Consider the following 7,442-nt stretch of genomic DNA (forward strand, 5'->3'; position numbering starts at 1 on the left):
GGGCGGGACGGGGCCGGTACCGGACGCGCAGGACGGCGGCGAGCTTGTGAGTTGTGTCACATGTTCGGACCCGAGCGTGGTTCGATGTGGCCGGATCGCCCCTGACTTAGGTGGTTGCCAACTGGTTACCAGCGGGTAGCATGATGTTGAGTTACCCACCAGTACGCAGCGGGGCCCCCGGCCGCCGCCGGATCAGACGGAGTCTCGAATGGGGCACTACAAGAGCAACCTCCGGGACCTGGAGTTCAACCTCTTCGAGGTGTTCAGGCGCCAGGACCTCCTCGGCAGCGGCCCGTACGCGGAACTGGACGAGGACACCGCGCGCAGCATCCTCGACGAGGTGAACCGGCTCGCCGAGGGCCCGCTCGCCGACTCCTTCGAGGACGCCGACCGCCACCCGCCGGTGTTCGACCCGGCCGCCGGCACCGTCGAGATGCCCGAGGGCTTCAAGAAGTCGTTCAAGGCGTGGATGGACGCCGAGTGGTACCGCCTCGACCTCGCCCCCGAGTTCGGCGGCAGCGGCGCCCCGCGCTCCCTCACCTGGGCCGTCGCCGAGCAGGTGCTCGGCGCCAACCCGGCCGTCTACATGTTCGCCTCCGGCCCCGGCTTCGCCCAGATCCTCTGGCACATCGGCACGCCCGAGCAGAAGAAGTTCGCCGAGCTGGCCCTGGAGCGGCAGTGGGGCGCCACCATGGTGCTGACCGAGCCGGACGCGGGCTCCGACGTCGGCGCCGGGCGCGCCAAGGCCGTCCAGCAGCCCGACGGCACCTGGCACATCGAGGGCGTCAAGCGCTTCATCACCTCGGCCGAGCACGACATGTCCGAGAACATCTTCCACCTGGTGCTGGCCCGCCCCGAGGGCGCCGGCCCCGGCACCAAGGGCCTGTCGATGTTCCTCGTCCCCAAGTACCTGGTGGACGTCGAGACCGGTGAGCTGGGCGAGCGCAACGGCGCCTACGTCACCAACGTCGAGAAGAAGATGGGCCTCAAGGTCTCCACCACCTGCGAGCTGACCTTCGGCGAGAAGCACCCCGCGGTCGGCTACCTGGTCGGCGACGTGCACCAGGGCATCAAGCAGATGTTCCTCGTCATCGAGTACGCCCGCATGATGGTCGGCACCAAGGCCATCGCGACCCTGTCGACCGGCTACCTGAACGCGCTGGAGTACGCCAAGGAGCGCGTCCAGGGCGCCGACATGACGCAGATGACGGACAAGACCGCCCCGCGCGTCACGATCACCCACCACCCGGACGTCCGGCGCAGCCTGCTGACCCAGAAGGCGTACGCCGAGGGCATGCGCGCGCTGGTGCTGCTCACCGCGTCCTACCAGGACGCCGTCCAGATCGCCGAGCACGAGGGCCGCAAGGACGAGCAGGCCGAGAAGATCAACGACCTGCTGCTGCCGGTCGTGAAGGGCTTCGGCTCCGAACGCGCCTACGCGCTGCTCGGCGCGGAGTCGCTGCAGACCCTCGGCGGGTCCGGCTTCCTGCAGGACTACCCGATCGAGCAGTACATCCGCGACTCCAAGATCGACACCCTGTACGAGGGCACCACCGCGATCCAGGGCCAGGACCTGTTCTTCCGCAAGATCCTGCGGGACAACGGCGAGGCGCTGAAGGTGCTCGCGGGCGAGATCCAGGCGTTCGCCGAGTCCGAGGCCGGCAACGGCCGGCTGAAGAACGAGCGGGCGCTGCTCGGCCGCGCGCTGGAGGACGTCCAGGGCATCCTCAACCCGATGATCGGCTGGGCGCTCGGCTCCATGGAGGACCCGAAGCAGCTCTACAAGATCGGGCTCAACACGACCCGCCTGCTGCTCGGCCTCGGGGACCTCATCGTCGGCTGGCTGCTGCTCCGCCAGGCCGAGGTCGCGCTGGCCGCGCTCGGCGGCGGGGACGTCTCCGACTCCGACAAGGCGTTCTACAGCGGCAAGGTCGCGGCGGCGCAGTTCTTCTGCCAGACCGTCCTGCCGCGCCTGGCGTCCGACCGGGCCGTCACCGAGTCCACCACCCTCGACGTGATGGAACTCCCCGAAGAGGCGTTCTGAGCGAGTAGGCGCGGGCCCCTGCCATCTGATGGCGGGGGCTCGCCCTATTTGACTACTGTTGTCCGCGTCCTTCGCCGATCTCCCCCGGGCCGGTTCCTCGATGCGCGCGCTGCCTCTGGCCGTTTCCCTCGCCGGTTTAGTCCTCGTCGCGGGCTGCTCCTCCGCCGACAGGGCCGAGAAGGTCGCCCCGCCGACCGCCGGACCGGGCGGCGCCGCGCCGAGCCCGGCCGCGCAGAGCAGTGGATCGTTCTCGCGGGAGGGCTGGTTCGGCGGCGCGGACGGCCTGCACGCGCGGCTCGACATCAGGAGCGTGCAACGGCAGGCGGGCAAGGCGGTGCTGCGGTTCAGCATCACGTCGCTGGACACGGCCACGAAGTCCGTCCCGTTCGAGATCGCGCTGGTCGACCCGGTCGGACGGCGGCTCTACAAGCCGACCGGCGTCACCAGCGGCTCCGACATCACGCCCGGCTCCACCCGGGAGATGGCCGCCGAGTACCCGGTGATCCCGGCGGACGTCACGAAGGTCACCGCGATCACGCCGGGGACGGCGGGGGAGTACACCGGGATCCCGGTGACGGAGGGCTCCGCGACCCCTTCAGCGCCGGCCCCTTCTGTGCCGACGTCTTCGGTGCCTTCGTCCGCGCCGCCGTCGTCGTCCACGCCTTCGTCGCGGCCGTCGGTGGGCGTGGAGCCGTCCGTGGGGGCTGAACCCTTCGGCCGCTCCAGGCCGCTGTCGCCGTCGCCGTCTGTGACCTCGTCTGCGTCCGCGTCCCCATCGGCCTCGCCATCGGCTTCGGCTTCGCCTTCGTCCGGTCCGGGGCCCAACCCGGTCGATCTGTACGACATCGTCGAGGGCGAGACGAAGGACGTGACGTCCAGCGGGTCGGAGGTCACCGTCGGCCTGCGGGCCGGCGCGCTGTTCGACAACGGCTCCGCGAAGCTGTCCAGCGGTGCGAAGGTCGTCCTGGACGAGACGGCGCAACAGATCAAGACAGGGGCGACAGGCGCGCTGTCGATCGAAGGCCACACCGACGGCGATGACGTGAAGCTATCGAAGGAGCAGGCCGACGCCGTCCTGAAGGAGATGAAAGCGCGGCTCGGCAGCGCCTTCACCTACACGGCCACCGGCAAGGGGAACGCGGAACGCGTGGCCAGGGACGCCGCGCGCAACAACCGCGTCGAGATCTCCTACCAGGCGAAGCCGGGCGCGCGCGGCACCACCTCACCGGCCGACTTCCAGACGGAGGACGGCAAGACGGTGGCGACCCGCACGGCCGCCTTCGGCGCCGACAAGCGGCGGCTGGAGGTCAAACCCTTCTACCGGGACGGCGCCTACATCGTCGCGGTGTTCGACATCGTGAACGAGGGGCCGGGGACCGTCCCTCCCGACGCCTCCTACCCGGACCCCAACCATCCGGGCGCCGTGTTCGGTTCGTTCAGCATCCAGATGCCGGGCGGCAAGGACGCCTACCGGGCCGTCCGCGTCGGCCCGGCCCGGCAGGGCGGCACGGACATCTACCTCGACGCCGGACGCGCCACCTTCCTGACCGCCGTGGGCAAGCCCGCCCGCGGCTTCGTCTACCTGCCCGCCCCGCCCGGCGACGTCCGATCGGTGACCTTCAACGCCGGCCCGTTCGGCAAGGTAGACAAGGTCCCCGTCTCGTAAACCGCCGCCGAGCCGTCGCGGGGCAGTCGCCGAGCCGTCGCGGGGCAGTCGCCGATCGGTCGCGGGGCCGGTGCCGCGTCGCGGCACCGGCCCCGGACGTCAGCTCCAGGCGAGCATGCGGATGGGGTCTTCGAGCATGTCGCCGACGTCGCGCAGGACGCGGGAGCCCAGTTCGCCGTCCACGATGCGGTGGTCGAACGAGAGGGCCAGCGTGGTCACCTTGCGGATGGCCAGTTCGCCCTCGTGGACCCAGGGCATGTCCCTGATCTGCCCGAACGCCAGGATCGCCGCCTCACCGGGTGTGAGGATGGGCGTCCCGGTGTCGACGCCGAACACGCCGACGTTGGTGATGGAGATCGTCCCGTCCGACAGGTCGCCCGGGGACGCCTTGCCCGCGCGCGCCTTCTCCGTCAGTTCCTTCAGCGCGCGCGCGAGGCCGGGCAGGTCGAGGTCCTGCGCGTCCTTCACCTTGGGCACGATGAGGCCGCGATCGGTGGCCGCCGCGATGCCCAGGTTCACGTAGCGCTTGACCACGATCTCCGCGCCGTTCGGGCCGTCCACCCAGGTGGAGTTCACCATCGGGTGCCGTCGCACGGCGGTGAGCAGCGCGCGCGCCACCAGCAGCAGCGGCGACACCTTCACATCCGCGAACTCGGGGAGCTCGCGGAGCCGCTTGACGGTCTCCATCGTCCGCGTGACGTCCACCTGGAGGAACTCGGTGACGTGCGGGGCCGTGAACGCCGAACCGGACATCGCCGCCGCCGTCGCCTTGCGCACCCCCTTGACCGGCACGCGCTCCTCGCGCGGGCCCGCCGCGACGGGCGCCTGCGGCGCGCCCTGCGCGGCGAGGATGTCCTCCCGCGTGATCGAGCCCTGCGGACCCGAACCCGTCACGGTGGCGAGATCGATCCCGAGCTCCTTCGCCATCTTCCGGACGGGCGGCTTCGCCAGCGGCAATCCGTTGTCCACAGGCTGTGGACGAGGAGCCGGCGGCCGCACGGGCGCAACAGCCGCCGACGCGACCCCGTTGGACGACGCCTTGCGCGCCCGCCGCTTGGTCGCGCCCTCCTTGACCCCGTACCCGACCAGCACGGGCTGCCGCTTCGGCGGCTCCTCGGGCGTGACCATGCCCGGCTCGTTCGCGGTCGGCACGCCCTCCTCGCGGAGCGCCGCCGTCTGCGCCGGGGGCTCCGACACCGGCGTCGCCACGGCGCCGTCCCCGCCGGCGTCCACCGCGATGATCGGCACGCCGACGTCCACGGTCTCGCCCTCGGTGGCCAGCAGTTCGGTCACCACGCCGTCGAACGGGCAGGGCAGCTCCACGATCGCCTTGGCCGTCTCGATCTCGACGATGGTCTGGCCGTCCTCGACCGTGTCGCCCGGCTGGACGTGCCACTTGACGATCTCCGCCTCGGTGAGGCCCTCGCCCACGTCCGGCAGCTTGAACAGTTTCGGCTCGGTCACCGGCGTCACCACGCGAAGGTCCGGTCGACCGCGTCCAGGATGCGGTCGAGGTCGGGCAGGTACTGGTCTTCCAGGCGGGACGGCGGGTACGGGGTGGAGAACCCGCCGACGCGCAGCACCGGCGACTCCAGCCGGTAGAAGCACCGCTCGGTGATCCGCGCGGCCAGCTCGGCGCCGAACCCGCTGTACACCGGCGCCTCGTGCACGACCACGCAGCGCCCGGTCCGGTTCACCGACTCCGTCACCGTGCCGATGTCGAGGGGGTTGAGCGAGCGCAGGTCGATGACCTCCAGCGACCGCCCCTCCTCGGCGGCGGCCGCGGCCGCCTCCAGGCACGTCTTCACCGCCGGCCCGTACGCCAGCACCGTCACGTGCTCCCCGGGCCGGACGACCCGCGCCCGGTGCAGCGGCGCCCACTCACTCGAGTCGACGTCCACCTCGGCCTTGTCCCAGTACCGGCGCTTCGGCTCGAAGAAGATCACCGGGTCGGGGGACGCGATCGACTGCTGGATCATCGCGAACGCGTCCACCGGGTTCGAGCACGACACCACCCGCAGCCCGGCCGTGTGCGTGAAGTACGCCTCGGGCGACTCCGAGTGGTGCTCGACCGCGCCGATGCCGCCGCCGCACGGGATCCGCACCACGACCGGCAGCGACAGCGCCCCGAGCGACCGCATCCGCATCTTCGCCAGCTGCGTGATGATCTGGTCGGCCGCCGGGAACACGAACCCGTCGAACTGGATCTCCACCACCGGCCGGTACCCGCGCAGCGCGAGCCCGATCGCCGTCCCGACGATGCCCGACTCGGCCAGCGGCGTGTCGATGACGCGCTCCTCGCCGAAGTCCTTCTGCAGGCCGTCGGTGATCCGGAAGACCCCGCCGAGCTTCCCGACGTCCTCCCCCATCACGAGGACCTTCGGGTCGTTCTCCATGGCCTTGCGCAGGCCCTCGTTCAACGCCTTGCCGAGGGTCAGGGTGGTGCTCACTTCGCCTCCTCCTCGAACGACGCCAGGTAGGCGGCGAACTGCTCCTGCTCCTCGGTCATCAGCGGATGCCGCTCCGCGTACACCTCGTCGAACATCGACAGCGGCTCCGGGTCCGGCATGGACCGGCAGCCCTCGCGCAGCTCCTTCGCGAGCTGCTTCGCCTCGTCCTCGACCTTCTCGAAGAACCCCGCGTCCGCCAGGTCGCCCCGCACCAGGTACGCCTTGACGCGCTCGATCGGGTCCTTGAGCTTCCACGCCTCCTCTTCGGCCTTCAGCCGGTACCGCGTGGGGTCGTCCGTCGTCGTGTGGGCTCCCATGCGGTAGGTGTACGCCTCGATGAGCGTCGGGCCCTGCCCCGTCCGGGCGTTCTCCAGGGCCTTCCTGGTCACCGCGAGGCAGGCGAACACGTCGTTGCCGTCCACCCGGATGCCCGGGAACCCGAACCCCTGCGCCCGCTTGTAGAGCGGGATCCGGGTCTGCTTCTCCAGCGGCTCCGAGATCGCCCACTGGTTGTTCTGGCAGAAGAACACGATCGGCGCGTTGAACACGGACGCGAACACGAACGACTCGTTCACGTCGCCCTGCGAGGTCGCCCCGTCCCCGAAGTAGGCGATCGTCGCGCCCGCCTTCGGCGTCCCGAGGACGCCGTCCCGCTGGACGCCCATCGCGTACCCGGTCGCGTGCAGCGTCTGGCTGCCGATCACGATGGTGTACAGGTGGAAGCCGTGCTCGGCGGGATCCCACCCGCCGTGGTTCACGCCCCGGAACAGCCCGAGCAGCTTCAGCGGGTCGACGTCCCGGCACCACGCGACGCCGTGCTCCCGGTACGTCGGGAACACCATGTCGTGCTCGGACAGCGCACGCCCCGACCCGATCTGCGCCGCCTCCTGCCCGAGCAGCGAGGCCCACAGTCCGAGCTCCCCCTGCCGGGTCAGCGCCACGGCCTCCAGGTCGATCCGCCGCACGACCACCAGGTCGCGGTACAGATCGCGCACGTCCTCGGCGCTGAGGTCCAGGGGGTAGTCGGGATGCTCGACGCGCTCCCCCTCGGGGGTCAGCAGCCGGACGAGCTCGGGCTCGGCGAGCTCGGTGGTACCGGGTGCGCCGCGCACGGAGTCGATCGTCATCGATGACACTCCTCGTTCGGGGCCGGAACACGGGATCGCCGCGTCGCCGGCCGATGTCAACGGCCACTGACCCCGGTAAGGGACAAAAGCCGCAATGCCATCGTGGCAGACATCACACCCTGCGATGCAAGTCCCGCCACCGTGATCCCTACCCC

At 70.7% G+C, this 7,442-nt stretch carries 5 protein-coding genes; 2 read left to right on the forward strand and 3 right to left on the reverse strand.

Going from position 1 to position 7,442, the window contains the following annotated elements:
* Positions 1-208: 208 nt before the first annotated feature.
* Both ETD96_RS37390 and ETD96_RS37395 read left to right on the forward strand, forming a co-directional pair.
* A complete protein-coding gene (locus ETD96_RS37390) occupies positions 209-2,044 on the forward strand; it encodes an acyl-CoA dehydrogenase (protein WP_138641234.1) in 1,836 nt (611 codons plus the stop codon).
* Positions 2,045-2,144: 100 nt separating this feature from the next.
* Positions 2,145-3,710 carry an OmpA family protein gene (locus ETD96_RS37395; RefSeq protein ID WP_138641235.1) on the forward strand — a complete coding sequence of 522 codons (1,566 nt, stop codon included), beginning with the start codon at positions 2,145-2,147 and terminating at the stop codon, positions 3,708-3,710.
* Between the two features lie 99 nt (positions 3,711-3,809).
* On the opposite strand, the gene ETD96_RS37400 is transcribed toward ETD96_RS37395, so the two are convergent.
* Genes ETD96_RS37400 through pdhA form a run of 3 tightly spaced genes read right to left on the reverse strand, consistent with a single transcriptional unit; the run spans position 3,810 to position 7,287 of the window.
* Complete coding sequence (locus tag ETD96_RS37400; RefSeq protein ID WP_138641236.1) at positions 3,810-5,174, reverse strand: dihydrolipoamide acetyltransferase family protein; 1,365 nt, start codon at positions 5,172-5,174, stop codon at positions 3,810-3,812.
* Between the two features lie 5 nt (positions 5,175-5,179).
* Positions 5,180-6,160 (reverse strand): alpha-ketoacid dehydrogenase subunit beta, encoded by a 981-nt coding sequence (locus tag ETD96_RS37405; protein ID WP_205719643.1) that lies wholly within the window; start codon positions 6,158-6,160, stop codon positions 5,180-5,182.
* A complete protein-coding gene (gene pdhA, locus ETD96_RS37410) occupies positions 6,157-7,287 on the reverse strand; it encodes a pyruvate dehydrogenase (acetyl-transferring) E1 component subunit alpha (RefSeq protein WP_138641237.1) in 1,131 nt (376 codons plus the stop codon). Before pdhA ends, ETD96_RS37405 begins: the two co-directional genes overlap by 4 nt.
* Between the last annotated feature and the right edge of the window lie 155 nt (positions 7,288-7,442).

Origin of the sequence: Actinomadura geliboluensis, assembly GCF_005889745.1 — a bacterium.
GTDB lineage: Bacteria > Actinomycetota > Actinomycetes > Streptosporangiales > Streptosporangiaceae > Spirillospora > Spirillospora geliboluensis.

Excerpts from the sequence above, each read along its gene's own strand:
- ETD96_RS37390 (WP_138641234.1), top strand. The coding sequence starts at position 209 with ATGGGGCACTACAAGAGCAACCTCCGGGACCTGGAGTTCAACCTCTTC.
- pdhA (WP_138641237.1), bottom strand. The coding sequence starts at position 7,287 with ATGACGATCGACTCCGTGCGCGGCGCACCCGGTACCACCGAGCTCGCC.
- ETD96_RS37395 (WP_138641235.1), top strand. The coding sequence starts at position 2,145 with ATGCGCGCGCTGCCTCTGGCCGTTTCCCTCGCCGGTTTAGTCCTCGTC.